Source organism: Neorhizobium sp. 05N33 (genome assembly GCF_056397445.1).
In genome coordinates this window covers 161037-184830 of sequence record NZ_JBFTNK010000009.1, presented here as the reverse complement: position 1 = coordinate 184830, position 23794 = coordinate 161037, and the positions used below count along the sequence as shown (strand labels likewise).

Below are 23794 nucleotides of genomic sequence, written 5' to 3'. Positions count from 1 at the left end.
TGCTCCGGGCACTTAAACGGGGATCCAGGGTCCGACCCGCGCCGCGGCCGAACCCTGCTGTCTACAGGCCAAATTTTATGCTGAAGCGCAAAAGATGGATTTTTGCGATCCTTGCGATTTTGCCGACCCTGGCAATCTTTGCCTATGTCCGGCTTTATCCGATCGCCGACACGCTGAGGCTCAGCCTTTTCAAGTGGGACATCCTGTCGAAGAACAAGCCCTTCGTCGGCCTCGCCAATTTCCGCGAGCTGATGGGCGACCACCTGTTCATCGATGCGCTGGTCAACACCACGATCATCGCCTTCGGCGTCCTGATCCTGACCATCCCGATGGCGCTGATCATCGCCGCGCTGATCTTCCACCGCACCCGTTCTCGGATGGCCGGTTTTTACGAGACCGCGGTCTTCATTCCGCATGTCGTGTCGCTGGTCCCCGCCGCCATGGCCTGGAAATGGATTTTTGACGCTCGCCTCGGGCCGCTGAATGCGCTTTTGACCTTCTTTGGCATCCCGGCACAATCCTGGCTGTTCGATCCTGTCCTGTCGGTCATCTGCATCATCATTCTCTGCTCCTGGCAGGCGTTGGGATATGCGGTGCTGATCTATATCGTCGGTTTCAAGAACCTGCCGGTCTCGCTTTATGAAGCCGCCAAGCTCGATGGTGCCTCCGGGCCGCAGAGCTTCTGGTACCTGTCGATCCCGATGCTGAAACCCATCACCCTCTACGTCTCGGTCGTGACGCTGGTCTCCGGTTTCAACGTCTATGCCCAGGCCTTCGTGCTCGCCTCCGATGCGCAAGGGGCGCCCGGACGGCAGGTGCGGGTTCTGGTTCTCGACATGCTGGAAAACAGTTTTCGCAATTACCGCGTCGGCTACGCAGCCTCCGAAGCCGTCGTGCTTCTGGTCATCGTGCTGGGGCTGACGCTCATCCAGTTCTCGATACTGCGGGAAAGGGGCAAGGCATGACCACCAACACCGTGAACTATGTCGAGCCGACCACCGAAGAGCTTGCCGAAGGCCTGCGCCTGCGCCGCAAGAAGCGCGTAGTCAACTTCGCGATCGACGTCTTCCTCATCGTCGTCTCGATCCTGATGCTCTTGCCGCTGGTCTTCCTGGTCGCCAACGCCTTCAAGACGCCCGCGGAGATGCTCAGCTGGCCGCCGACCGTCATTCCGCGCGACCCGACGATCGCCAATTTTTCCGCCGTGCTCGGCGAAACGCCGCTCCTGCGCTGGATCGGCAATAGCATCGCCTTTGCGGTGATGTCGACGATCGCCATCGTCGCCACCTCGGCGATCGCCGGTTATATCTTCGGAAAATTCCGCTTCCGGACGATGAACATCCTCTTCGCGCTGTTCCTCGCGACCGCCATCGTGCCGTTCGAGGTCTACATGATCCCGCTCTATTTCCAGGCAAAAAGCCTCGGCATCCTCAATTCCGTCTGGGGCCTGCTGCTCGGTTATCTGGTGATGAGCTTCGGCATCTTCCTGATCCGCCAGAACGTCATCCACTCGATCCCCGACGAGCTGCTGGAAGCCGCCCGCATCGACGGCGCCGGCGAGTTCTGGATTTTCCTGCATATCGTGCTGCCGCTTTTGCGCGGTGCGCTCGGCGCACTCGCCGTGCTCGCCTTTTTCCAGGCCTGGACCGCGTTTGCCTGGCCGATGATCGTTACCACGACCCGCACCAGCTATACGATCGAGGTCGGGCTGGCGCTGTTCCAGACCGGCTTCACGGTCGATCTCGGCCGCCTCAGCGCCGCCTCCGCTACGGTCCTCATTCCGTCCATCCTGCTCTTCGTCATCCTGCGCCGCAACTTCGTGCAGGGTGTCGCCAGCACCGGCCTCAAGGAGTGACCATGGCGATGGATTTCTTTGACGAAGCCCGCACCACCTATGCCGCCGCCAATGCCGGCACGCTTTACTGGATGCTGCAGCGGCCGATGCTCGGTGGCGGATTTCTGAACACCAAGCTGAACAGCCTGACGCTGAAGGATTATGGCGCGGAGGACGGTGTCCGCGGCCCGGATTACACCTATGGCTGGATCCAGGGGCGCGGGCTGGAGGCCTTGGTTGGACATGCGGAGTTCTTTGAAGACGAGCTGCCGCCCCTCGCCAAAAAGCTCGATACCGCCGGCTGCCGTCTTTACGACCTACTGGCCGCCTTGCAGAAGCCGGATGGCCACGCCTATTTCTGTTACGACCGCGACATGCAGGCCGTCTACGCGGATCAGTCCAACGTGCTCCACGCCCAGGAAAAGCCGGCCCTGATCTACACCTATTCCGACGCCTTCGTGGCCAAGGGGCTGGTCGCCGCCGCCAGCCGTTACGGTCTGCCGGAAATCGCCGATCACCTCGTTTATTTCGACAGGGTGATCACAGCCATCGAAACCGGCCGTTTCCAGATGGACGAACGCCGGCCGCTGTCGCTCGACAGCCTCGCCGCGCAATCCGACGATTTCGGCCCGCGCATGATCCTGCTCGGTGCTGCCGGCATGCTGAAACGCGCCGGCCACACGGCGCATCTCGCCTTTGCCGACCGCTTCATCGCCCATGTCATCGACAGGCACTATGACGCCGCAACCGCTCTGCTGCGCAACGTACCAGGCGAGGACAACTGCAATGTCGGACACGGAATCGAGTTCGTCGGCTTCGCGCTCGACTATCTCGACGACACCGCCGACCCGGCCCTGATCGACAAACTGGAGCGCATCCTCGTTTCTTCCTTCGACAAGGGCTTCGTCGGTCCGGGCATCACGCTCACGGTGTCCATCAAGACCGGCGAGGCACAGAGCCCCTATTGCCCCTGGTGGTCGCTGCCGGAAACCATCCGATCGGCAGCTCTCGCCCACGAGCGCACCGGCAGCACCGCGAGCCTCGGCGTCTGGAAGACCGCGCATGCCGCCTTCTTTGAGCGCTACTGGCGCGGCACACCGCCGATCGCCTACCAGACCATGACCAAGGACGGCCCGGTCGATTTCGTGCCCGCGACGCCGGATCTCGATCCCGGCTATCACACCGGCCTCAGCCTGCTCGCAGCCATTCACGCCGCAGATCGGTTGAAGCCTCAAACCCGAACAGTTTCAGGATAAACTCATGGCTTCCGTTGAAATCCAGAACGTCCGCAAGGCCTATGGCGACTTCGAGACCATCAAGGGCGTGTCGGTCGATGTGCCGGATGGCGCCTTTGTCGTCCTTGTCGGCCCCTCCGGCTGCGGCAAGTCCACGCTGTTGCGGATGATCGCCGGGCTCGAAGACATCTCGGGCGGCACGATCCGCATCGACGGTCGCGTCATCAACGAGGTCGAGCCGAAGAACCGCGATATCGCCATGGTTTTTCAGAACTATGCGCTCTACCCGCATATGACGATTGCCGAGAACATGGGCTTCTCGCTGCGGCTGGCGAAGAAATCCAAGGAGGAGATCGCCGAGCGGGTCAGTGACGCCGCGCGTATCCTGGGGCTTACCGATTACCTCAAGCGTTACCCGAAACAGCTCTCCGGCGGCCAGCGCCAGCGCGTCGCCATGGGCCGCGCCATCGTCCGCAACCCCAAGGTTTTCCTGTTCGACGAGCCGCTTTCCAACCTCGACGCCAAGCTGCGCGTGCAGATGCGCGCGGAACTCAAGGACATCCACGCCCGCATCAAGACCACCACCGTCTACGTCACCCACGACCAGATCGAGGCGATGACCATGGCCGACCGGATCGTGGTGATGAGGGACGGTATTGTCGAGCAGGTCGGCGCGCCGCTGGAGCTTTACGACAAGCCGGTCAACATGTTCGTTGCCAGCTTCATCGGCTCGCCCTCGATGAATTTCCTCTCCGGCACGGTGGCTGAGGATCGTAAGTCCGTGCTGACCGAAAATGGCGTCCGCCTGCCGCTCGGCCCGGAGGCTTCCACGCCCCCCGGCACCGCTGTCAACTACGGCATCCGCCCCGAACATCTCGCCATCGCCTCCGGGAACGAGGGCATTCCGATGACCGTGACGAATATCGAGCCGACCGGTTCGGAAACTTTCGTGCAGGGGACGGTCGACGGCCAGAAATTTTCGGCGCAGCTGCGCGAGCGGCTTTTCATCAAGACCGGTGAAATACTCAATCTGGCGCTCGCGCTTACCAACAGCCACATCTTCGATGCCGCCACCGGCATGCGGCTCGGCTGACAAGCATAAGGTAGCAATACGATGGAACAGTCTTGGCGTTGGTTTGGGCCGGACGACACGGTCACGCTTTCGCATGTGAAACAGGCGGGCGCGACCGGCATCGTCAGTGCGCTGCATCACTTGAATGACGGCCGCATCTGGCCGGACAACGAGATTTTAAAGCGCAAGGCGATCATCGAGGAGGCGGGGCTCACCTGGTCGGTGGTCGAAAGCATCATCGTTCACGAAGACATCAAGACCCGCACCGGCCGTTACCGCGAGCTGATCGACAACTACAAGGCCTCGATCCGCGCGGTCGCCAAGGCTGGCATCGGGACGGTCTGCTACAATTTCATGGCGATCACCGACTGGACGCGCACCGACCTCGAATACGAGATGCCGCATGGCGGCACAGCCTTGCGTTTCGATATCGTCGAATTCTGCGCCTATGACGTCTTCATCCTCAAACGCCCCGGTGCCGAGCAGGACCATCCCGCCGACCGCATCGCCAAGGCTCAAGACTGGCTGAAGACGGCGAGCGAGAGCGATCTCGCCCGGCTGGAACGCAACCTGATCGAATGGGTGCCGGCCCGCGAATTCGTCTACGACCGGCAAAGCCTCAACCGCATGCTGGATATCTATAGGGAACTGTCGGAGGCCGGTTTCCGCGAAAACCTCTTCACTTTCCTAAGCGAGATCATCCCGGTTGCCGAAGAGGCGGGCGTGAAAATGGCGATTCATCCGGACGATCCGCCATTCCCGCTCTTCGGCCTGCCGCGGGTGGTCTGCAGGGCTTCCGATGCACGCGCGCTCCTTGCGGCCGTGAAGTCGCCCTCGAACGGCATCACGCTCTGCACCGGCTCCTATGGCGCCAATCCGGAGAACGATCTGGTGGCGATGGCGAAGGAGTTCGCAAACGACATCCATTTCGCCCACCTGCGCAACGTCACCAAGGAAGGCAATGGTTCCTTCCACGAGGCAGAGCATCTGGACGGGGATACGGACATGGTGCGGGTCACCATGGCGCTGATGGCCGAGGAAAAGCGCCGAAAGGGCGAAGGCAGGGTGGACTGGCAGATCCCGATGCGACCCGACCACGGCCACGCGATCGTCGACGACATAGGCAGACGCGTCAATCCCGGTTATTCCTGCATCGGGCGACTGAAAGGACTGGCGGAGCTGCGCGGCATCATGCGCACGCTCGAAGTTCTCGGCTGAAACGGATCTCGAGGGGGAGTGGACGATGACCAAACTGAAAGTAGCGATGATCGGGCTTGGTATGGCGGCGGGGCACCACGCCCGCGCCATGCTCGATTTGTCCGACAGGATCGAATGCGTCGCGGCTTTCAGCCAGACGGCCGCCCGGCGCGAGGCATTTGCCGCTCAATACCCGATCTCCACGACCGGCGATCTCGATGCGATCTTTGCGGACAAGGCGATCGAGGCCGTATTGATCCTCACCCCGCCGAGCAGCCACCTGGAACTCGTAGAGCGCTGCGCGGCGGCGAAAAAGCATATCCTGCTGGAAAAGCCGCTCGATATCTCGTTCGAGCGCTCGGAAGCGATCGTCCGCGCTGCGAGGCAAGCGGGTGTGCTGCTGGCCATGGTGCTGCAGAACCGTTTTCGCGCAGCGGCGCTGAAACTCGACGAGATCGTCAAGTCCGAGCGGTTGGGGCAGTTGATCGAGGCGTCCGTCGCGATCCGCAACTGGCGACCGCAGAGCTATTACGACGTCGAGGGCCGTGGCACGATGGCACGCGATGGCGGCGGCGTGCTGCTGACCCAGGGCATTCACACGATCGACTTGCTGCTGAGTTATGCCGGTACCCCGAAAGACGTCTCGTCCTTCGTCCGCACCAGCCCGATCCATTCGATGGAGACCGAAGACCTGGTGACGGCGACCTTCGCATTCGAAAACGGTGCGATAGGAACGCTCAACGCCACCACCTGCGCCTATCCCGGCCTGCCGGAACGCATCGAGCTGCTCGGCACCCACGGTACGGCAGTCTTGACCGGCGATACGCTGAAAGCCGCCTTCATGGACGGCACCAGCATCACGGAAGGCGGCGAGAAAACGGGCAGCGGGGCAGGGGCCAACCCGATGGCCTTCGGCCATGAAATGCACCGGGCCCTGGTCGGGAATTTCATCGATGCGGTTCGAACCGGCGCACCGCTGCGCGTCACCGGCGAGGATGCGCTCAAGGCGCACCGCTTCATCGAGCAGATTCTGGCTGCTGGCCGGTAGACCGTTTCAGAGGTCGGCTGCCTTGCGCAGCTCCTCGGCCATTTTGGCTCGCCAGTCCTTGCCGGACGCCTTGAATTTTTCGAGCACGTCCGGATCGAGCCTGAGCGTCACGGCCACCTTCGGCGCCTCGACCTTCGGCCGGCCGCGAGCGGCGATCGCCTGTTCCATTTTTGCGGCGATCTCGGGAAACACTTCCCGGAACGGCCGCATACTCGCCATCTCTTCAGCAGTCAGTGGTGGACTGTCGACCGCGTCCCAGTCCTTTTTGGTGTATCCGCGACCAGGGCGAAATTCCTTCTGTTTTTCGTGCTTGATGTTCATTCGATCATGCTCCTCTCATCTTTTCGGGCAGGGCGCATCGAAATGACCGAGATTGCTTCCGAGCCAAGCGTTAGGAATATTACGACAATCGTTCCATCCTTCAGGCGGCCGACAGCTTTCGACCTCGCCTTTCTGGCGGGCGTGGTCACCGCCGTCGCGAAGAATTCGAAATAAAGATCAGCGAAATCGAGACCATGCTTCTCGAGGTTCACAATTCGTTTCGTCTCGTCCCAAATGATCTTCAACTATTATCCGTACACGAAAAATCGCCGCCCGACAACGAGCGACGATGGAACGGCACGAAACCTTTTGCAACCTTAAGGATTGAGGGAGATCAGCAGATCACCGTCTCGGCGATCTTGATGCCGAAACCTTCGAGGCCGACATAGTGGCGCTCGCTGCGGGTCAAGAGCTTGATGGAGGTGACGCCGAGATCCTTCAATATCTGTGCGCCGAGGCCGATTTCCAGCCATTCGCTCTCGCGGGCCTGGGCTTCGGCATGGCCCTCCTGGTCCTGGCGCAGCTTGCGGCCATGGTCCTTCTGGCCGACCCCGACCGAACCTTCGCGCAGGTAGATGATCACGCCGCGACCCTCTTCCTCGATTTTCGCCATGTAACGATCGACCGAGCGCTGAGTGCCGAATACGTCTCGGGTGACGTTTTCGAGATGCAGGCGGACGGGAATATCGACGCCGTCACGGATGTCGCCGAAGATTACCGCCACATGCTGCATCGGGTCCCAGGGCAGCGAATAGGCATGTGCCTTCGCCTTGCCATGCGGTGTCTCGACGTCGAACGACGTCTGCAGCTCGATCAACGTTTCCTTGCGCTGGCGGTAGGCGATCAGGTCGGCGACGGAAACCTGTTTCAAGCCGTGTTTGGCGGCAAAATCGGTAACCTGCTGGCCACGCGTCACGGTGCCGTCGTCATTGACGAGTTCGCAGATGACCCCGATCGGCGGAAGGCCGGCGAGCCTGCAGAGGTCGACGGCCGCCTCCGTATGACCGGAGCGCATCAGCACGCCGCCTTCGCGGGCGATCAGCGGGAAGATATGACCGGGCCGCACGAAATCGCTCGCGCCGACATTCGGATTGGCGAGATTGCGGACGGTCAGCGTCCGGTCCTCGGCGGAAATGCCGGTCGTCGTGCCGTGCTTGAAGTCGACGGTGACGGTGAAGGCGGTCGTATGGGCGCTGTCGTTTTCCGCCACCATGGCATTGAGGTTGAGCCGCTTGGCCTCCTCGCGCGGCATCGGCGCGCAGACGATGCCGGACGTGTGGCGCACGATGAAGGCCATCTTGTCCGGCGTGCAGTGGACTGCGGCGACGATAAGGTCGCCTTCGTTCTCGCGGTCGTCGTCATCGGTGACGACGACGATTTCGCCGGCTTCGAAGGCGCGGAGGGCGTCGACGACGCGCTTCTGATCATAGGCCATGGATGTTGTTTCCTAGAGATTTCGCCCGGTAATACTGGAGCCAATCTGGGCCCGGTCGCGGAGATAGTGATCGGCAATCGCGCATGCAACCATCGCCTCGCCGATCGGTACGGCGCGGATGCCGACGCAAGGGTCGTGGCGGCCCTTGGTGCGGACTTCGACATTGTTGCCGTCGACGTCGATCGAGCGCTGCTCGGTGAGAATGGAGGAAGTGGGCTTGATCGCGAAGCGGGCGACAACCGCCTCGCCGGTCGAGATGCCGCCGAGAATGCCGCCTGCATGGTTGGAGAGGAAAATGCGCTTGCCGTCATTGCCCATGCGCATCTCGTCGGCGTCTTCCTCGCCGGAAAGTTCGGCGACACCGAAACCGTCGCCGATCTCGACGCCCTTGACGGCGTTGATCGACATCAGAAGGCTGGCGATATCCTGATCGAGCTTGCCATAGACCGGTGCACCGAGCCCGGCGGGCACGCCTTCGGCGATCACCTCCACCACGGCGCCGATCGAGGAGCCGGCTTTGCGGATGCCGTCGAGATAGTCTTCCCAGACGGGCACCATCGCCGCGTCCGGGCAGAAGAACGGGTTCTGGCCGATCTGATCCCAGTCCCAGTTGGCGCGGTTTATTCTGTGCTTGCCGATCTGGATCAGCGCGGCGCGGACTTGGACGCCCGGCACGATCCTGCGGGCGAGCGCCCCGGCGGCAACGCGGGCTGCCGTCTCGCGGGCCGAAGAGCGGCCGCCGCCGCGATAGTCGCGGATGCCGTATTTGACGTCATAGGTATAGTCCGCATGGCCGGGACGATAGCGGCGGGCGATCTCGCCGTAGTCCTTGGAGCGCTGGTCGGTATTCTCGATCAGCATGGAGATTGGCGTACCGGTCGAGATCATCGTCTCGCCGTCGGCATCCATCATCACGCCGGAGAGCACCTTGACGATATCGTCCTCGCGCCGCTGCGTCACGAAGCGCGACTGTCCGGGCTTGCGCTTGTCCATCCAGGCCTGGATTTCCGCCAGCGTGAAGCGGATGCCGGGCGGGCAGCCGTCGACCACGCAGCCGAGCGCCGGGCCATGGCTTTCGCCCCAGGTGGTGACACGGAAAAGGTGACCGAAAGTGTTGTGCGACATGGCGTTACAGGACCAGCTGTGGCGGAGCTGGCCTTTCGCCAACTTCTGACGCGGTTGTCATATGGAAAAGGTTGCCGGGCGACAAGTCTTTCTTGGCAGAACTGTCGCGCCGGAAATGGTGAACAATGATGGTTCTAGGCGGCGGCCCTGCGCCAGCCCGCATGCGCGGCTGCGGTGAAATCGTCGAAGGAAAGCGGCCGGGCGAAGGCATAACCCTGCAGCAGGTCGCAGCCGAGTTCGCGCAGAAGGCTCGCATGCTGCATGGTCTCGACGCCTTCCGCCACGGTTTCGACGCCGAGCGAACGGGCAATGTCGATGATCGAGCGCACCAGCGCGCGTTCCTGCGGCGAGGTCAGGATCGGCATGACGAGCTGCCGGTCGATCTTCAGCCGTTTCGGCTTCAGTTTCAAAAGGCTGACGATCGAGGTATGGCCGGTGCCGAAATCGTCGATCTCGATGTCGATGCCGAGTTCCTTGATGCGTTCGAGATTGCTGGTCGCGGCCGCTTCGCTCTCGTCGAGGAAGATCGATTCCACCAGTTCGAAGGAAATCTCGCCGGGCACGATCGCCAGCGTCTGCAGCGTGTCGATCAGCGCTTCGTCGTTGAGGCGTTTTGAGGAGACGTTGACGGAAACCTTCGGCACCCGGACGCCGAGTGCAGCCCAGCGCATCTTGTCCTTCAGCACCGTCTGGAGCACGATATGGTCGAGTGCTGCCGAGACGTTCAAATCTTCTGCAATCTTGAGGAACCGGTCGGGCGCAAGAATTCCGTGATGCGGATGGTTCCAGCGGATCAGCGCCTCGACGCCGGTCAGCTGGTTGGTGCGGGCATCGAACTGCGGCTGGTAGAAGGTGATGAATTCGTCATTGTCGATACCGGTAAGGACCTCGTCGGCGGTGCGCTTGTGGCTGACGATCTCGGCCTGCAGGTTCTGCGTGAAGAATTCGTAGCGGTTGCGGCCCATGCCCTTCGCCCGGTAGAGCGCGATATCGGCATTGACGAGCGTGCGGCGTGCATCGACATTCATGCCGCTTGCCTGGGCGATGCCGATGGATACGCCGCAGCGGCAGGCGAAACCTTCAAAGTCGATCGGCTGGTGGAATTCGGCGATGATGCGCTGAGCGAGCTGACTTACCTCCTCGGTGCTCGAATTGTCGGTGGCGAGGATGACGAATTCGTCGCCGCCGATACGCGCGACGATATCGCTGCCGCGGACGTTGCGCGACAGGATGCGTGAGGCGTGTACGAGCATCGCGTCGCCCGCCGCGTGGCCGAGCGTGTCGTTGATCTGCTTGAAGCGGTCGAGATCGAGATGCAGGATCGAGAATTTCTGGCGCTCGTTGTGGCTGGAGCGCGAGAGCCGGTCGAGCTCCATGTCGAGCTTGCGGCGGTTGGCGAGCAGGGTCAGCGGGTCATGCAACGAATTGTGCTCGATGCGGCTCTTGGCGAGTTCGAGTTCGGCGTTCTTGGCGTCGGCCTCGTCCTTGGCGGCTTTCAGTTCCCGGGTCAGGATCGCGTCCTGGGTGACGTCGAAGGCAATGCCCACCACCTTCTGGGATCCGTCGCGCATCGTATGCACCTTGCCGATGGAGCGGATATAGCGGATCGAACCATCCGGTTGGGGCACGCGCACGACCAGCGGACCCGCCAGGAAGTTCTCGGTGAAATTGTAGGAGCTGCGCTTGGCGTGCTCCCGGTCGTCGGGATGGATGAGCTCGATCCAGGTGTCGACCCGGACGAAGCCATCGGTAAAGGGGATGCCGTGCAGCTGGCACATCCGGGCGTCCCAGGTTTCGATATGCGTGACCGGATTGGATTCCCATATGCCGCAATTGTAGGAATCAAGCGCCAGATCGAGGCGGCTCGACAGCTCTTCCAGGTCCTGCTCGCGGTTCGACAGTTCATCGAGCGCCAGTTCCAGTTCGGCATTCTTGATGTCGGTATTTTCCTTGGCGTTGCGCAGCGTCTGCGTCATCACCACGTCGCCGGTGACGTCCCAGACAATGCCGGTGGTGCGCAGGGTGCCGTCGGCATTGCGATAGTTCGCACCTGCCGATTTCAGGTATCGCAGCGTGCCGTCCGGCAACTGCACCCGGTAGGTTTCGCTACAGGGCGTGTTGCAGGAGGCGCAGTCGGCGAAATGTGTCTCCGCTGCAGTCCGGTCCGGCGGATAGATCGACCCGAGCCAGTCGTAGAGACGGTTGCCCTCGCTGGCTGCCGGCTTGTCGTGCAGCCCCGCGGCCCGCTTGTCCCAGAACAGACTGTTGCCGTTGCCCGTCACCTCCCAGATGCCGATATTGGAGGCTTCCATGGCAAGGTTGAAGCGCTGCGACAGCTCGATGAGATTAAGCTCACGGGCCTTCAGCGCCTCGATATTGCGGTTGCGTTCGGAAATCAGCGAGGTGGCGATGAAGATCGGCACGATCACCCCGAGTGCGGCAAGCACGATGGCGAGGCGGAACCCGAGCTGGTTGGGCGGCACGATGTCCCAACCGGAACGGGGAGCGGCAAGCAGCGTCCAGTTGGCGCCGTTGATGGGCACCGTCCATTTCATCGGAGATTGGTTTTCGATGGAATCATTGCCGAAGAAGGCGAAATATTGCGGCCTGTCGTCGTCCCGCAGAACGACGTTCAGCCAGTCGAGATTGATCAGGTTCGGTTTCCTTGCCGCGGCAGGGGAGAAGGTGACGCCGGATGCCTCCATCAGGCCCTGCTTATCGATCAGCACGGCGATCGCGCCCCAAAGGTCCCCACCGTCCTCTTCCTTCGACACCGGTACGACGAGCGTCAAATCTCCTTCCTGGGTGCCGCTCAGCAGAGATACGCGGTTGCGGCCGCTCACGGATTTCAGGTCGTTTGCAAGGCGCAGCAGATCGATTTTGCCGATCTTGCCCGCCCCGCCGCCGACAATGCCGTCGCGCGTGATGACCTGGGCAAGCTCGAAATTGGGTGCGACCGCGACGCCCGAAAAATGCGTGACTTCGCCAAGTTGCTTTTCGACATGGCGCTTGAATGTATCTGTCGATCCGCTGAAATCGTCCCTCAGCACGTGAACCAGATGATCGGTGGCGGCGATGTCGGTCTCTACGCGTACGATGAGGCGCCGCGCCAACAGGCCGCCGACTTTTTCCGTCGTTGCCCGCAGGTCGCTGCGAAAGCCTTCGGTATAACGTTGGTCGATGATGACGCCGATCGAGATGACCGCAAGGGTGATAACGAACGCGATTGTCGTCGGGGTCTTGGTGCTGCGTGCGAAGCGCAGTGATTTGGAACCGGACGACGGCCAGAATTTCACGTGCGCGAACCTTCTCATTAACCCCTGTGGCAGACGGTCGAGCCTATGGGGCGGGGGTTAATTTACGCTTTCACGGCACCCTACAAACTTTGGTCCGATTTATTGTAAGGGAATACTTGGGATTGGTTTCGCAAATGCCGCCGGACCCCGTCACAGGGCGGTATCCCGCCCTTGAAAAGCGTTAACAATCAGGTCATTACTTATACGGAAAATGTCACGGTAACGGGCGATTTTCGCCACAATCGGGAGGCTATCTGTGCGTCGGAACAAGACATCATCGACCTCATCAAGGCTTCCGACCATGCGCATCCTGATTGCTGCTCTGCTTGCCACTGCCAGCATCTTTTCGCCCCTCAACAGCTGGGCTCAAAGTGCCGACGTCGAAGCCACGATCAAGGCCGTGGATGCGAAGGCGCTCAACTTAACGCTCGACGACGGAAAGACCTATAAAGTGCCCGAGGAATTCAATTTCGAGGGCTTAAAGGCCGGCGTGAAAGTGCTGGTCTTCTACACGGTCGTCGATGGCAACCGCGTCGTCGACGATCTCCAGATCGTTCAGTAATACCGCAGAATTAGCGAAGTATAATTTAGAATATCCGCTGCGCTGCGGATATTCCGATCAGAGCCATGCCATCCGGCTGAGGTCGGTATCGATCATCAGGATGCGGTCCTGCGGGGTTGGAATGGTGGCCGCCTCGTCTTCGTCGAGATTGCCGATCAGCCGGAAGAGCGAGCGGATCACCCCGCCGTGGCTGATGCACACGGTCGGACCGTCAATGGACTGCAGCCAGGCGCCGATCCGCCAGCAGAGAATCTCATAGCTTTCGGCAGAGATGCCCGGCGGAATGAAGCTCCACTTCTGCTCGGCCCGGGCGGCGAGTCGGTCCGGAGAAATCCGGCTGATCTCCTCGAGCGTATGGCCTTCCCAGTCGCCGAAGGAGACTTCGACCAGCCGCTCGTCGATCCGGTAGGCGAGGGGATCCAGCCCCATGGCGGTGCGCAGCCGTTCCATGGTTTCGCGGGTCCGCGACAGTGGGCTGGCAACGAAGGAGAAACCTTCGGCCGCGCCGATCATCTCGCGCAGCCGCTCGCCGTTCCGCGTTGCCTGAGAACGGCCGAGCGCATTGAGCGGAATGTCCTGCTGGCCCTGAAGCCGGCCTTCGGCATTCCAGTCCGTCTGCCCGTGGCGGATCATATAGATGAGCACGGCAGACGTCCCTGGAAGAGCATCAGTCCTTGATGACCGAAATGTCCGGCGCATCGACGGCCTTCATGCCGACGACATGGTAGCCGCTGTCGGCGTGATGGGTTTCGCCGGTGACGGACCGCGACAGGTCGGACAGCATGTAGAGGCCGACATCGCCCACTTCCTCGATGGTGACGGTACGGCGCAGCGGCGCATTGTACTCGTTCCACTTGAGGATGTAGCGGAAGTCGCCGATGCCGGAAGCGGCAAGCGTCTTGATCGGCCCGGCCGAGATCGCGTTGACGCGGATGTTCTTCGGGCCGAGATCGACGGCGAGATATTTGACGCTGGCTTCGAGCGCGGCCTTTGCAACGCCCATGACGTTGTAGTTCGGCATGACCTTTTCCGCACCATAATAGGTGAGCGTCAGCATCGAACCGCCGTCGGTCATCAGCTTTTCCGCCCGCCTTGCGACCGACGTAAAGGAATAGACCGAGATCTGCATCGTCTTGGCGAAGTTGTCAGCCGAGGTGTCGACGTAACGGCCGGTCAGCTCGTCCTTGTCGGAAAAGCCGATCGCATGCACGAGGAAGTCGATCTTGCCCCAGTGCTTTTCAAGATTTGCGAAGACCTCGTCGATGGTCGATTCGTCGCCGACGTCGCAATGGCCGGCCATGTAGGCGCCCAGTTCTGCAGCCAGCGGCTCAACCCGCTTCTTGAGTGCATCGCCCTGGTAGGTGAATGCAACTTCCCCGCCTTGGCTGTGGATGGCCTTGGCAATGCCCCACGCGATCGAACGATTATTGGCAACGCCCATGATGAGACCGCGTTTGCCTGCCATGAGGCCGGAAGCCTGAACCATTCATAGTCCCCTGATACCTTAGATGAACGCTGCCTATGACATAGGCGGCTCAAGGGTTCAAGCTGAGTTGGATCATCTCGTGTTAGTAGCCGTAACAAAGGGTGCGCAGCGGTGAATACCGACGCAAAACTGTCATACTGGGCAAGGCCCGTCAGACATACAGTCCGTGGCGCATGTGCCGCATCAGGTCGGTGACCTTTTCGTTCGGCTTTTCCCACAGGACGACGCGCAGCTCGACGACGAGATCGCCGCGGCCGCCGGCATCGTCATGGAGGCCGAGGCCCTCCAGCCGGATCGTCTGGTCGGAACCGGACCAGGCCGGAATGCTGAGGCTGCGATCGCCGTCCGGTGTCTCGACCGATGCGTCGCCGCCGAGCACCGCATCCTCGAGCGAGATCGACAAGGTCGTGTGGAGATCGAAACCCTCGACCCGGAAACGGCTGTCGCGGGCAATCTTGATCGAGGCGAGCAGGTCGCCGGATTTCATGCCGGTGAGCTTGAGGCCCTGGCCCTTGAGGCGCGCCACATGGCCTTCGGTCATGCCCCTTTCCAAGGCAAGGCGCACTTCGCGGTCGTCGGCCATTTTCAGCGTGATCGTGTTGAGCTTCAGGAGATCCTCGACGGTCACCGTGGCTTCGACGGAGATATCCGGTGCCTTTTCCGGAGCCGGCGTCGTGCCGCGGAAACGGCGCACGATGGAGGCGATCAGGTCGATGGCAAGGGCTGGAAGCGGCGGTCTCTCGCTCCCCGATGGATCTGCCTTGGCCGTTTCGACCGAATCGCCGCCCCCCTGCGCCGTGCCGCCCGCCTGAGCTTTTGCCTGCTCGGCCGCCGCGGCGCCGAAGATACGCTCGATCATGTCCTCCGGCGTTTCGCCTGCAGGGCCGGACTGATTCTGGGGATGGGCCTGAGATTGGGCCTGAGATTGGGAATGTGATTGGGTTTGCGATTGGCCGCGAGCCTGTGCCTGCGGTTGCGCCTGGGACTTGGCGTTTTGCGCATTGGTCTTGGCGAGCTCTTCCATGACCTTTTCGGCGTTGGCCTTTGCGACCTTGGCGCGTTCGGCGGCTTCGCGGGCGGCATTGCGCTGCTGCATGATGGTCTGGTGCATCTCGGCGGCCCTGTCGTATCGCTTGCGGCGCTCGGGATCCTTCAGGACCTCGTAGGCCTGGCCGATCTCTGCGAAACGGCTCGTCGCAGACGGATCGTCCTGATTCTGGTCGGGATGAACTGTCTTGGCCTTGGCGCGCCAGGCTGCCTTGATTTCGTCGGGCTCGGCATTGCGCTTCACGCCGAGAAGAGAATAGGGATCACGCATCGTGGGACCACCGGTTACCTGAAACGGCGGGTCCCCGCTTGATCCTTGGACCCCTCCATTATTCGTCACAACTCCGACAGCCGTCCGCCGGTTCCTCATGTCCCGGACAGATTACTGCTTACGTCCGGAGAGCCTATGTTAGGACTTGTGAATCAGTGGTTACACCGCCGCCGGCAGCACTCGTTAAGGTAAACGAATCGTTTCCAACACGAATTACGCAAACGCCCGAAAACCGTTTCCTTGCAGCCGCATCGGGTGTGGGGCAGGGATGACGGCGACTACTGGCGGTCGAAGGCCGTCAGCATCCAATCGCCGCTGCCGGTGAGGCAGGTCTGGCCGGAAAACATCGCAATACCCTCGTAGGAATGCCGCGTGGTGGTGAAGGCGCGGCAGATCTGCTCGCCGTTGCGGGCCTCGCGGATCTGTGAAACGACGCCGGCGCTGCCGGTGGCGGTATTCGCCCACGGAACCGAGGCTGCGCCGACCTTTGCAAGATCGGCCGAGGAGACCGCATTGCGCACCGTCGCCTCGTCGGAAAGCGTAGCGCCGGTGTGCGGCTGTGTGCCCGGCACGGTGCCGGTCGCGATCGAGCGGTCGACTTTCGGGGAACTTCCGAAGAGATCGAGGCTGCTGGTACAACCGGTAAGCGAAAACCCGGCAAGGCAGAGGGCGGCTGCCCGTCTGCCGAGGAGAAACGACCTCTTTGTGCGGCTCTTCGACTTTGCTATCACTACCACCGTGCGTCCTGTCCGACTGAAAAACTCGGGCATTTTTCATGAGATTGGGAGTATTTTAGTCAATATGTCTGAGAGCGGGTTAACAACTGGTGACTTCACCGCCGAGAACGAGCCTTTCGCGCTTTTCGGTGCCTGGCTGAAGGATGCCGAGGCCTCCGAACCCAACGATCCGAATGCCGTTGCGGTTGCGACCGTCGACGAAAACGGCATGCCGAACGTTCGTATGGTCCTGTTGAAGGGGTATGACGAGAACGGTTTCGTCTTCTATACCAATTTCGAAAGCCAGAAGGGCCGCGAGATTCTCGGCCAGAAGAAGGCGGCCATGTGTTTCCACTGGAAATCGCTGCGCCGACAGGTTCGCCTGCGGGGTGAGGTGGAGGTGGTGAGCGATGCGGAGGCGGATGCCTATTACGCCACTCGCGCTCGCGGCAGCCGCATCGGCGCCTGGGCGTCGAAACAGTCCCGCCCGCTCGAAACCCGTTTCGCGCTCGAAAAATCGGTTGCCGAATACACCGCAAGATACGCGATCGGCGACATTCCGCGTCCGCCCTACTGGTCCGGTTTCCGCATCAAGCCGGTATCGATCGAGTTCTGGCACGACCGCCAGTTCCGCCTGCACGACCGCATCGAATTCCGCCGCCCCATCGCCGACGGCCCGTGGGAAAAGGTGCGGATGTATCCGTGAAGGGGAGGGCGGCTCTCATCGCCCGATCGCGAACGGGATGCCTGACGCGAGGGCCGAGACGTAGCGCGGCTGCTGGTAATAACCGTTGAGCGAGATGCGCGGCAGGCCGGTAAGCCTGTTGACATATTTGGCGCAGAGCGTGCCCGGCTGCGTCGTCACCGCGACTGAAAAGCCGAGTTCCTTGGCAATTGCGTAGTCGCGCTCGGAAACCGCGGCGCGGCTGCCATAGGGATAGGCGATTGTTTGCGGCCGTTCGCCGGTCAAAGCCTCGATCCAGTCGGCTGACTGCTTCATCTCCGCACGGGCCTCTTCCGCCGAAAGCCGGGCGACGGCGCGGTGGCTCGTTGTATGGGCCCCGAGCGAAGCCAGCGGATGGACGGCGGCCGAGCGGAGCTCCTCGGCATTCATGGTGAGATCGGCAGTGATTTTTAGCGGGTCGATGCCGTGTTTTCTCGCCAGCGCATCGATCCGCGAGACGGCGGTCGATTCCTCGACTTCGAGGACATAGCTGGAGAACCGGTCGAAGGCGTCGAACTTGCGCGCCTCGGAGGTGAGGTCGAGGATTTCAGGCCCGCCGCCGAAGTCGAACGTCACCTCGCGTTCGCGTCCGAGCAGTTCGGCAACCGTTTCCCACCACAGCGAATGGGTCCGCTCGGCAAATCCGCGGGTGACGAAAATGGTGAAGGGCACGCCGTAGCGGGCAAAAACGGGCAGGGCGTATTCGGCGTTGTTGCGATAACCGTCGTCGAGCGTGAAGGCGGCAAACGGCTGTTTGGTCGGCGCGGCAAGCCGTGCCGGCACGTCGCTCAAGGGGATGAACTCGTAACCCTCCGCCGAAAGCCGTTCGATCGCTTCGCCGAGGAAATCCGGCGTCACTTCGAGATGGCCGCTCGGTTTCAGCGGGCGGCTCTGTTTCGGCCGCACGTGATGAAGTGTGAAGATGGCGCCGTGGCCGCGGGCATTGGGCATCATTCCGGCACGTGCAAGCGCTGCCGCCATGTCGAGGCCACCGGCGACAAGCCGGCGTTTGACATCCCGGCGCCAAAGCGCCTGAAACCTCTCCTTCGTGTTCCCCACCGCGATCACGCCCACGTTACTTCGGTGAGGCCGACCCTACTCTCGGACGGGTTAAGTCTTGCTGAATAACGCCGTGCTGAATCCTGCTCAGGGCCGCAGCACATCGAAAAGCGGCAGGCTGACGATCGCCGCCATGGCGATCAGCAGGAAGCAGATGCGCCGAAAGGTGCCTTCGGAGGCAAATCCGAACAGTTTCGAACCGGCGGTCACACCGAGGCCGTAACCCGGCCCCGCGATCAGTGCGAGGGCAAGGACGTCGAGCGTCAAAAGGTGGCCGATGACATAGGCGGTGGCCGAAATCACCGTCGAAAGCGCGAAATAAAGGATGAGATTGGCGCGTACGGTGAGCGGCGGAATGGCGCCGCCGAGCCAGTAGGCGACGACCGGAGGGCCGGAAAGCTGCGCCGCACCGCCGAACAGGCCGGCAAGCGCTCCGACGCCGATGGTCAGCGGCGTCTTCGGCTTGCCATGGTAACGCCAGCCGGAAATCAGGAAGATCAGCAGGCAGAGCACGACGACCGAGATCAGCCAGCGCAACGCCGTTGGATCGATCAGGGCCAGCAGCGTCGTACCCGCCGGCACGCCGACCAGCGTACCGATCAGCATCGTGCCCACTTCTCGCCGGTTCGCCCGCCTCCACCCATCCGGCAGCATGCCGAGCGTCGTCACCCCGTCGATGACGAGCAGCAGGGCCGGGGCGATCTTCGGGCCGACGGCAGCACCTGCAAGCGGAACGAAGATCAGCGCTCCGCCGAACCCGGAAAACCCGCGTGCCAGTCCGGCGATCAGCGCCGAGAGGAAAAGAAAGACGAGCTGCGCCGCCCCGTGGCCCGGAACCCATGCGTCCAGCAAGGCAGAAATCGGATTGGCGGAGTCCATGGAATGCCGTGATGCGGATGAGATCGGATGGCCCGCACCTGCCGGGATTTGGGTGAGGGTGTCAAGCAAACCCTCTGGACACGGCGCTGGAATCGGCATTCTCCTGTGGATACAAAAGGAGAACGTTATGCTGGGCAAACTTACCGAACAATTCGAGGCCGCATCCGCAACTTATGCCGAAACCCACGGAATGATCCGCGATCCCGACTGGTTTCTCCTGAAGCTGCAGGAGGAGATGGGCGAACTGACCCAGGCCTGGAACCGCGCCACCGGCCGCGGACGGAAAAAGGGCAGGAGCGACGCGGATCTCAGCCGCGACCTTGCCGACGAGACGGCCGATCTTCTCGGCCATATCCTGCTGTTTGCCCGCAACAACCGGATCGATCTTGTATCGGCGATCGAGCGGAAATGGCTGTTCAGGCCGGATGAGGGGTGAAGTTCAGGCTCATTCTCCGGCATCGGGATCTGACGATAGAAACTTCGGCGTTTCTATCGTCAGGCAAATTGCTCCGGCTTTACGCCTTCGTCCCGCCCACCGTCACCTGGTCCATCCGCAGATGCGGCTGGCCGACGCCGACGGGGACCCATTGGCCGCCCTTGCCGCAATTGCCGATACCGGTGTCGAGCTTCATGTCGTTGCCGACCATCGAGACGCGGCGCATCGCATCCGGGCCGTTGCCGATCAGCATGGCTCCCTTGATGGCCGGGCCGATTTTACCGTCCTCGATCATGTAGGCCTCGGTGCAGCCGAACACGAACTTGCCGGAGGTGATGTCCACCTGGCCGCCGCCGAAGGAGACGGCGTAGATGCCCTTCTTCACCGAGGCGATGATCTCTTCGGGCGATTTGTCGCCGCCGAGCATGTAGGTATTGGTCATCCGAGGCATCGGCGTATAGGCATAACCCTGCCGGCGGCCGTTGCCGGTCGGCGCGACGCCCATCAGCCGGGCGTTCTGGCGGTCCTGCATGTAACCTACCAGCTTGCCGTTCTCGATCAGCACGTTGTAGGCCGACGGCGTGCCTTCGTCGTCTATGGTGATCGAGCCGCGGCGGTTGTCGATCGTGCCGTCGTCGACGACGGTGACGCCCGGAGCCGCGACCATTTCCCCCAAAAGACCGGCAAAGGCCGAGGTCTTCTTGCGGTTGAAATCGCCTTCCAGCCCGTGGCCGACCGCCTCGTGGAGCATCACGCCCGGCCAGCCGGAGCCGAGCACGACATCCATGGTGCCGGCCGGCGCGTCGATTGCGGAAAGGTTGACGAGCGCCTGGCGCAGCGCCTCGTCGGCGCCGGTCTGCCAGTTGCCTTCCGTCACGAAATCGCCGAAGCCGATGCGGCCGCCGGTGCCGAACGAACCCGATTCTTGCCGGTCGCCGTCACCGACGACGACGGAAATGTTGATGCGGGTCATCGGGCGGATGTCGTGCACCCGGTGGCCATCGGCGCGCAGGATGTCGACCACCTGCCAGCTTGCCGAAACGGTCGCCGTCACCTGCCGCACCTTGTCGTCCTTGGAGCGCAGATAGGCGTCGATCTCGGTGAGCAGCTTGACCTTCTCTTCGAAACTGGGGCTGCCGATCGGGTTCTCGTCGCCGTAATATTTCTTGTTGGTGCGCTGTGGGGCGGCCGCGTAGGAGCCGGAATAACCGGAGGTCACTGCCCGCACCGCATCCGAGGCACGGGACAGCGCTGCGGCGGAAAGCTCGCCCGCATGCGCGTAACCGACCGCTTCGCCGGCGACCGAGCGCAGGCCAAAACCCTGGTCGGTGTTGAACGAACCGCCCTTCAGGCGACCATTGTCGAAGGTCAGCGATTCCGCCTGGGCATGTTCCACGAAAAGCTCGCCGTCATCGGCGCCGGTAAGCGCCTCGGAGAGGATCGAGCGCAGCTTGGTCTCGTCGCAGTCGAAAAGGTTGAGAAGGTCGGTATTCATGGGATGCTCCTTCTGCGCTGCCACTGGAAGACGCGCTCTGTTCCAACCGATGTAGGTCCGGGGAGGGACCGAAGCAAGCCTGTCTTCAGATGGCTTTTGCGCTAAGGAAGGCCTGCACCTCCTGCGGCATGGCCTTTCGCGGCAGGATATTGAAGGCCGATGTGCCGCTGAACAGCATGAACGAAAGCGGCCTTTCCCAGATCTCGGTGACATTGGGCCAGTTGAGCCGCCCGTCGCCGAGGTTGGAGGCGATGCCGAACCCATCCGGATCGATGGTGACTTCGGCGCTGCGATCGGTCATGCGCCTGTAGCGGCCAAAGGCGCTGGCGGAATGCGCGCGCCAGACCACGGCGCTGAAAATCGCCGGGAAACAGGCGACGAGGAACGCCAGCAGCGCGAGGGTGAAGTTGCCCTGGAACAGGAGTACGACGCCGGCGACGACCACCAGCCCCGCCGCCGCCCACTTCCCCTTCTGCTCGCGCATCGTGCGCTCTATGACGAACACGCGCACCGCATCGCGCACGACCTCGTCGTCGAAATGGACGGGAAAGGTATGGCTGCCGCGAAGCTCCATGAACGATCGTTTCTTTATAATAACGTGATCACGGAAGTGCGTCGTAACCTTCGCCGAAGCCGGTCAGCTCGATCGGAATACCGACCCGGTCCTGATCGGCGGATTCGCGCAGGGCAAAGACGGCGGCCTTGCCGGCCCGGAGGATGCGCATCAGTTCCTCGTCGATCTCCACTTCCACATAGCAGCCCTCGGAGAAGCAGCGGGTGAAATAGGCGCGGCCGATATTGTTGTTGTCGACATAGAGTTCCATGCCATCCTTCAGGAGCACGCCGAGCGGCGCGAGGATGCGCAGGATGCGCGCCTTGCGGTCGGCGGTCTTCAGTACCACCACCGACAGGCCGACTTCCGGCCGGTCCTCGGCAATGACGTTCTGCATCAGCGCGCATTGGTCGGCGGAAGCGCCGGCCGGGCGGTCGCAGATGATCGACCATGCGCCGTGGTTTTCACGCACATTGCCGGGCGGTTGCGCCTGCTGCCCCGGGGGCTGCTGGGCCTGCCCACCGTTCGGCGCCGGCCGGGGCGGCTGTGGCCCCGGTTTCGCGCCCTGAGCCGGCAGGGGGGCCGGCTGGGGCGCGGCGGGGCGCGGGGCGGGCTGCGGCTGCTGCGCGAACGCGGGAAGCGAAACGGCGGCTGCAAGCATCACGGCTAGACCGGCGCAGATCAGGGAGGGACGACCCATGGAAACCTCTGGAAGACGAATCAGTGCGGCTATTCTTGGCGTTCGCCGGGCGAAATGAAAAGCCCTGACCTCTTTCCAGTGGAGTACGGCGAAAATGGGACTCGGCCCGGGCCAGTGGCGCCACCGACATTATTATAAAGAAATCGCCGGATTTTGGTCGGCGCAGGGCTATAGTTAGGCCGCCGAAAGTGTGGAAGGCCTATGGAATACGGGCCGAACGCCCCAAAAAGGGGACTCTATAGCCTATCATTATGGCACGATTTCGGGCTTCTCCGGGAGGCGCAAAAATGCCGCACGGGCTTTTCCCGCCAGATATTGCGGCGGCAGGCAAACTGTGATTGAAGCAGACCATATAGCTTGGATTCTGCGTTCGGTTTGATCGAGATCAGACGCATGGGGAGATATGTAGTGATGAACAGGGCTTTTGCAGTGATGACGGCGCTCATCTGTCTGCTCTTTGCTTCCGCAGGTTTTGCGGACCAGCCGCATCCGTGGCAGATTGATTTCCAGGCGGCTGCAACGCCGATCATGCACCAGATCCGCTGGTTCAACCATTATACCCTGTGGTTCATCGTGCCGGTGACGCTGCTGGTCCTGGCGCTGCTGGTCGTCGTCGCGGTGAAGTTCCGTGCGAGCGCCAATCCGGTGCCGTCGCGCGTCAGCCACAATACGGCGATCGAGATCATCTGGACGCTTGGCCCGGTTCTCATTCTCTTCTTCCTCGCCATCCCCTCCTTCAACCTGTTGAATGCCCAGCTCGAAATTCCGGACTCGGACATGACCGTCAAGGCCACTGCCACCCAGTGGCAGTGGAACTACGAATATGAAGGCATGCAGACCCCGGTCGCCTTCGATTCGTACCTGCTGAAGGATCCCGATCGCGCGAGCGCCGGCAAGACCGATCTCGCCGTCTATCCGAAGCTGCTGGCCGTCGATAACGAACTGATCATCCCGGTCAACAAGACCGTGCGCATGCTGGTGACGGCCGCTCCGTCCGACGTTATCCATGCCTTCGCCATGCCGGCTTTCGGCATCAAGATCGACGCCGTTCCGGGTCGCCTCAACGAAACCTGGTTCAAGGCCGAGAACGAAGGCCTCTATTATGGCCAGTGCTCCGAGCTTTGCGGCAAGGACCATGCCTTCATGCCGATCGCCATCCGCGTCGTGTCTGAAGACAAGTACAAGGCTTGGCTCGCTGCTGCTGCGACCGACCTGCCGGGCGCCTACAAGGGCCTGATGGCAGCCGTCGACAAGCCGGCCGGCAACTTCGCCGTCGCCGCAAACGAATCCAAGTAATCAAGGG

24 protein-coding genes are annotated in these 23794 nt (G+C 62.0%); 10 read left to right on the top strand and 14 right to left on the bottom strand.

Annotated elements, in window-relative coordinates; genetic code table 11:
- Window positions 1-77: 77 nt before the first annotated feature.
- Genes AC1DLT_RS21865 through AC1DLT_RS21840 form a run of 6 tightly spaced genes read left to right on the top strand, consistent with a single transcriptional unit; the run spans window position 78 to window position 6386 of the window.
- On the top strand, window positions 78-965 hold the full coding sequence (locus AC1DLT_RS21865) for a carbohydrate ABC transporter permease (protein ID WP_477488143.1): 888 nt from the start codon (window positions 78-80) through the stop codon (window positions 963-965).
- Window positions 962-1855 (top strand): carbohydrate ABC transporter permease, encoded by an 894-nt coding sequence (locus AC1DLT_RS21860; protein WP_477488142.1) that lies wholly within the window; start codon window positions 962-964, stop codon window positions 1853-1855. The genes AC1DLT_RS21865 and AC1DLT_RS21860 overlap by 4 nt, the downstream gene beginning before the upstream one ends.
- A 2-nt stretch (window positions 1856-1857) precedes the next feature.
- Window positions 1858-3090 (top strand): AGE family epimerase/isomerase, encoded by a 1233-nt coding sequence (locus tag AC1DLT_RS21855; RefSeq protein ID WP_477488141.1) that lies wholly within the window; start codon window positions 1858-1860, stop codon window positions 3088-3090.
- Window positions 3091-3094: 4 nt separating this feature from the next.
- A complete protein-coding gene (locus tag AC1DLT_RS21850; RefSeq protein WP_477488140.1) occupies window positions 3095-4162 on the top strand; it encodes an ABC transporter ATP-binding protein in 1068 nt (355 codons plus the stop codon).
- Between the two features lie 21 nt (window positions 4163-4183).
- Complete coding sequence (gene uxuA, locus AC1DLT_RS21845) at window positions 4184-5359, top strand: mannonate dehydratase (protein WP_477488139.1); 1176 nt, start codon at window positions 4184-4186, stop codon at window positions 5357-5359.
- 25 nt (window positions 5360-5384) lie between these two features.
- Window positions 5385-6386 carry a Gfo/Idh/MocA family protein gene (locus AC1DLT_RS21840; RefSeq protein ID WP_477488138.1) on the top strand — a complete coding sequence of 334 codons (1002 nt, stop codon included), beginning with the start codon at window positions 5385-5387 and terminating at the stop codon, window positions 6384-6386.
- A 6-nt stretch (window positions 6387-6392) separates the two neighbouring features.
- Here AC1DLT_RS21840 and AC1DLT_RS21835 read toward each other — a convergent pair whose 3' ends face one another.
- The 5 genes from AC1DLT_RS21835 to AC1DLT_RS21815 all read right to left on the bottom strand — a co-directional run bounded on the left by AC1DLT_RS21835 (window position 6393) and on the right by AC1DLT_RS21815 (window position 12563).
- The gene (locus tag AC1DLT_RS21835) at window positions 6393-6707 is read right to left on the bottom strand and encodes a BrnA antitoxin family protein (RefSeq protein WP_477488137.1); all 315 of its coding nucleotides are present in this window, start codon (window positions 6705-6707) and stop codon (window positions 6393-6395) included.
- The gene (locus AC1DLT_RS21830) at window positions 6704-6952 is read right to left on the bottom strand and encodes a BrnT family toxin (protein WP_477488136.1); all 249 of its coding nucleotides are present in this window, start codon (window positions 6950-6952) and stop codon (window positions 6704-6706) included. The genes AC1DLT_RS21835 and AC1DLT_RS21830 overlap by 4 nt, the downstream gene beginning before the upstream one ends.
- Window positions 6953-7041: 89 nt before the next feature.
- Window positions 7042-8142: a 3,4-dihydroxy-2-butanone-4-phosphate synthase gene (gene ribB, locus AC1DLT_RS21825; protein WP_038540584.1), complete on the bottom strand. Its 1101-nt coding sequence runs from the start codon at window positions 8140-8142 to the stop codon at window positions 7042-7044.
- Between the two features lie 12 nt (window positions 8143-8154).
- Window positions 8155-9267 (bottom strand): chorismate synthase, encoded by a 1113-nt coding sequence (gene aroC, locus AC1DLT_RS21820; protein WP_038540587.1) that lies wholly within the window; start codon window positions 9265-9267, stop codon window positions 8155-8157.
- Window positions 9268-9401: 134 nt separating this feature from the next.
- Window positions 9402-12563, bottom strand: a complete 3162-nt coding sequence (locus tag AC1DLT_RS21815; RefSeq protein ID WP_477488135.1) for a bifunctional diguanylate cyclase/phosphodiesterase — start codon at window positions 12561-12563, stop codon at window positions 9402-9404.
- A gap of 301 nt (window positions 12564-12864) precedes the next feature.
- Between AC1DLT_RS21815 and AC1DLT_RS21810 the strand changes: the two genes are divergently transcribed.
- Entirely contained in the window at window positions 12865-13125 is a 261-nt protein-coding gene (locus AC1DLT_RS21810) for a DUF1344 domain-containing protein (protein ID WP_038540593.1), read from the top strand.
- A gap of 57 nt (window positions 13126-13182) precedes the next feature.
- Here the strand turns inward: AC1DLT_RS21810 and AC1DLT_RS21805 are convergent, their stop codons facing one another.
- The 4 genes from AC1DLT_RS21805 to AC1DLT_RS21790 form a co-directional block, all read right to left on the bottom strand.
- Window positions 13183-13770: a histidine phosphatase family protein gene (locus tag AC1DLT_RS21805; protein ID WP_477488134.1), complete on the bottom strand. Its 588-nt coding sequence runs from the start codon at window positions 13768-13770 to the stop codon at window positions 13183-13185.
- Window positions 13771-13792: 22 nt separating this feature from the next.
- Window positions 13793-14611, bottom strand: a complete 819-nt coding sequence (gene fabI, locus AC1DLT_RS21800; RefSeq protein WP_038540600.1) for an enoyl-ACP reductase FabI — start codon at window positions 14609-14611, stop codon at window positions 13793-13795.
- A 151-nt stretch (window positions 14612-14762) separates the two neighbouring features.
- A complete protein-coding gene (locus tag AC1DLT_RS21795; protein ID WP_477488133.1) occupies window positions 14763-15929 on the bottom strand; it encodes a DnaJ C-terminal domain-containing protein in 1167 nt (388 codons plus the stop codon).
- Window positions 15930-16207: 278 nt separating this feature from the next.
- On the bottom strand, window positions 16208-16666 hold the full coding sequence (locus AC1DLT_RS21790; protein ID WP_477488132.1) for an RT0821/Lpp0805 family surface protein: 459 nt from the start codon (window positions 16664-16666) through the stop codon (window positions 16208-16210).
- Between the two features lie 64 nt (window positions 16667-16730).
- Between AC1DLT_RS21790 and pdxH the strand changes: the two genes are divergently transcribed.
- Window positions 16731-17351 (top strand): pyridoxamine 5'-phosphate oxidase, encoded by a 621-nt coding sequence (gene pdxH / locus AC1DLT_RS21785; RefSeq protein WP_477488131.1) that lies wholly within the window; start codon window positions 16731-16733, stop codon window positions 17349-17351.
- 15 nt (window positions 17352-17366) lie between these two features.
- Here the strand turns inward: pdxH and AC1DLT_RS21780 are convergent, their stop codons facing one another.
- Together AC1DLT_RS21780 and AC1DLT_RS21775 are read right to left on the bottom strand one after the other, a co-directional pair.
- The gene (locus AC1DLT_RS21780) at window positions 17367-18350 is read right to left on the bottom strand and encodes a polysaccharide deacetylase family protein (protein ID WP_477488170.1); all 984 of its coding nucleotides are present in this window, start codon (window positions 18348-18350) and stop codon (window positions 17367-17369) included.
- 165 nt (window positions 18351-18515) lie between these two features.
- Window positions 18516-19307: a sulfite exporter TauE/SafE family protein gene (locus AC1DLT_RS21775; RefSeq protein ID WP_477488130.1), complete on the bottom strand. Its 792-nt coding sequence runs from the start codon at window positions 19305-19307 to the stop codon at window positions 18516-18518.
- A gap of 127 nt (window positions 19308-19434) precedes the next feature.
- On the opposite strand from AC1DLT_RS21775, the gene AC1DLT_RS21770 reads away from it, so the two are divergent.
- A complete protein-coding gene (locus AC1DLT_RS21770; RefSeq protein ID WP_477488129.1) occupies window positions 19435-19743 on the top strand; it encodes a pyrophosphatase in 309 nt (102 codons plus the stop codon).
- A 79-nt stretch (window positions 19744-19822) separates the two neighbouring features.
- On the opposite strand, the gene tldD is transcribed toward AC1DLT_RS21770, so the two are convergent.
- The 3 genes from tldD to AC1DLT_RS21755 form a co-directional block, all read right to left on the bottom strand.
- Window positions 19823-21238 carry a metalloprotease TldD gene (gene tldD / locus AC1DLT_RS21765; RefSeq protein WP_477488128.1) on the bottom strand — a complete coding sequence of 472 codons (1416 nt, stop codon included), beginning with the start codon at window positions 21236-21238 and terminating at the stop codon, window positions 19823-19825.
- Window positions 21239-21323: 85 nt separating this feature from the next.
- Entirely contained in the window at window positions 21324-21812 is a 489-nt protein-coding gene (locus AC1DLT_RS21760; RefSeq protein WP_247036838.1) for a YcxB family protein, read from the bottom strand.
- Between the two features lie 28 nt (window positions 21813-21840).
- Window positions 21841-22491: an invasion associated locus B family protein gene (locus AC1DLT_RS21755; RefSeq protein ID WP_477488127.1), complete on the bottom strand. Its 651-nt coding sequence runs from the start codon at window positions 22489-22491 to the stop codon at window positions 21841-21843.
- A gap of 411 nt (window positions 22492-22902) precedes the next feature.
- Here AC1DLT_RS21755 and coxB point away from each other — a divergent pair, with 411 nt between their 5' ends.
- Window positions 22903-23787, top strand: coding sequence for a cytochrome c oxidase subunit II (gene coxB, locus AC1DLT_RS21750; protein ID WP_046601497.1), 885 nt, complete (start codon window positions 22903-22905; stop codon window positions 23785-23787).
- The last annotated feature ends 7 nt before the right edge of the window (window positions 23788-23794 follow it).

Coding starts and splice junctions, on each gene's coding strand:
- AC1DLT_RS21755 (WP_477488127.1), bottom strand. CDS start 22,491: ATGGGTCGTCCCTCCCTGATCTGCGCCGGTCTAGCCGTGATGCTTGCA.
- coxB (WP_046601497.1), top strand. CDS start 22,903: ATGAACAGGGCTTTTGCAGTGATGACGGCGCTCATCTGTCTGCTCTTT.
- pdxH (WP_477488131.1), top strand. CDS start 16,731: ATGTCTGAGAGCGGGTTAACAACTGGTGACTTCACCGCCGAGAACGAG.
- tldD (WP_477488128.1), bottom strand. CDS start 21,238: ATGAATACCGACCTTCTCAACCTTTTCGACTGCGACGAGACCAAGCTG.
- AC1DLT_RS21855 (WP_477488141.1), top strand. CDS start 1,858: ATGGCGATGGATTTCTTTGACGAAGCCCGCACCACCTATGCCGCCGCC.
- fabI (WP_038540600.1), bottom strand. CDS start 14,611: ATGGTTCAGGCTTCCGGCCTCATGGCAGGCAAACGCGGTCTCATCATG.
- aroC (WP_038540587.1), bottom strand. CDS start 9,267: ATGTCGCACAACACTTTCGGTCACCTTTTCCGTGTCACCACCTGGGGC.
- AC1DLT_RS21760 (WP_247036838.1), bottom strand. CDS start 21,812: ATGGAGCTTCGCGGCAGCCATACCTTTCCCGTCCATTTCGACGACGAG.
- ribB (WP_038540584.1), bottom strand. CDS start 8,142: ATGGCCTATGATCAGAAGCGCGTCGTCGACGCCCTCCGCGCCTTCGAA.
- AC1DLT_RS21775 (WP_477488130.1), bottom strand. CDS start 19,307: ATGGACTCCGCCAATCCGATTTCTGCCTTGCTGGACGCATGGGTTCCG.
- AC1DLT_RS21840 (WP_477488138.1), top strand. CDS start 5,385: ATGACCAAACTGAAAGTAGCGATGATCGGGCTTGGTATGGCGGCGGGG.
- AC1DLT_RS21780 (WP_477488170.1), bottom strand. CDS start 18,350: ATGGCGGCAGCGCTTGCACGTGCCGGAATGATGCCCAATGCCCGCGGC.
- AC1DLT_RS21770 (WP_477488129.1), top strand. CDS start 19,435: ATGCTGGGCAAACTTACCGAACAATTCGAGGCCGCATCCGCAACTTAT.
- AC1DLT_RS21810 (WP_038540593.1), top strand. CDS start 12,865: ATGCGCATCCTGATTGCTGCTCTGCTTGCCACTGCCAGCATCTTTTCG.
- uxuA (WP_477488139.1), top strand. CDS start 4,184: ATGGAACAGTCTTGGCGTTGGTTTGGGCCGGACGACACGGTCACGCTT.
- AC1DLT_RS21860 (WP_477488142.1), top strand. CDS start 962: ATGACCACCAACACCGTGAACTATGTCGAGCCGACCACCGAAGAGCTT.
- AC1DLT_RS21850 (WP_477488140.1), top strand. CDS start 3,095: ATGGCTTCCGTTGAAATCCAGAACGTCCGCAAGGCCTATGGCGACTTC.
- AC1DLT_RS21835 (WP_477488137.1), bottom strand. CDS start 6,707: ATGAACATCAAGCACGAAAAACAGAAGGAATTTCGCCCTGGTCGCGGA.
- AC1DLT_RS21865 (WP_477488143.1), top strand. CDS start 78: ATGCTGAAGCGCAAAAGATGGATTTTTGCGATCCTTGCGATTTTGCCG.
- AC1DLT_RS21795 (WP_477488133.1), bottom strand. CDS start 15,929: ATGCGTGATCCCTATTCTCTTCTCGGCGTGAAGCGCAATGCCGAGCCC.